The sequence below is a fragment of the Bacillus sp. AP8 genome, from assembly GCF_000321185.1.
Lineage (GTDB): Bacteria > Bacillota > Bacilli > Bacillales > DSM-1321 > Bacillus_AD > Bacillus_AD massilioanorexius.
The window spans coordinates 1-1088 of sequence record NZ_CAPG01000109.1 but is presented as its reverse complement, the minus strand read 5'-3'; the positions used below and the strand labels follow the sequence as shown (position 1 = coordinate 1088).

1 pseudogene is annotated in these 1088 nt (G+C 34.4%); it reads left to right on the top strand.

Annotation, left to right across the window (positions count from 1 at the left end):
* Window positions 1-16: 16 nt before the first annotated feature.
* Window positions 17-1088: pseudogene (locus BN349_RS26055) on the top strand (IS3 family transposase); the annotation flags it as partial.

The following is a 1088-nucleotide window of genomic DNA, read 5'->3' as shown; positions in this document are numbered from 1 at the left end:
AGAAGGAGTGTCCGTAATGAAACCGAATTTTAATAATGAATTTAAATCAATGGTGGTCGAATTGTATCGTTCTGGACGAACAGTGAAAGAACTAAGTAGCGAATATGGCGTATCTGAGGTTACTATTTATAAATGGATCAAAAAATATTCTCCAATTGCGACAGTTGATGAAAAGGAAGTTACACCAAATGATCTGAAACAAATGCAAAAAGAGATGCTTCGTCTAAAAGAAGAGAATGAAATCTTAAAAAAGGCTATGGCCATATTTGCGAGAAAATAAGCGATACAGAATTAATCGAGTTCATTGATGTTCAAAAAGAAGTCCACCCTGTTAAAACACTTTGTGAAGTTTTGGGTATTCCTAGAAGTTCATTCTATCAATCTCATCACAAAGTAGAATCGAAACGCTCACTTGAAAATAAAGAATTAACCAATCAAATAAAACAAATTCATCTAGAAAGCAAAGGAACCTATGGAGCACCTAAAATATCCACCAAGCTTTACTAAAGAAAGGGTTTGAACTAAGTATAAATCGTGTTCAGCGATTAATGCGCCGAGCAAGGATTTTCTCAACCATTCTAACCAAATATCGCCCCTATACGTATAAGAAAGACGAGATTGAAGAAAGAGAAAACCTATTAAAACAAGATTTTAGCACAACAACGATTAATGAAAAATGGGTTGCTGATATTACGTATATTCACGTTTTGCGTGAAGGTTGGTGTTACTTGGCTTCCGTTTTAGATTTGCATTCTAAAAAAGTGGTTGGCTATTCATTTTCAAGAAAAATGACAACAGATATTGTAGTGGAAGCCTTAGAAAACGCTTACTCTGCTCAAAAACCATCAAATGAACTTATTTTACACACTGACTTGGGATCGCAATATACAAGTCAAGAATTTCAAACTTTACTCGTAAAACGCAATATCAAGCCCTCTTTTAGTCGAAAAGGCTGCCCTTATGACAATGCTTGTATTGAATCTTTTCACGCTTCTTTAAAGAAAGAAGAAGTATACCAAACAAAGTATGTAACGTTTGAAGAAGCAAAACTAGCACTCTTTCAATATATTGAAGGTTGGTATAACAGG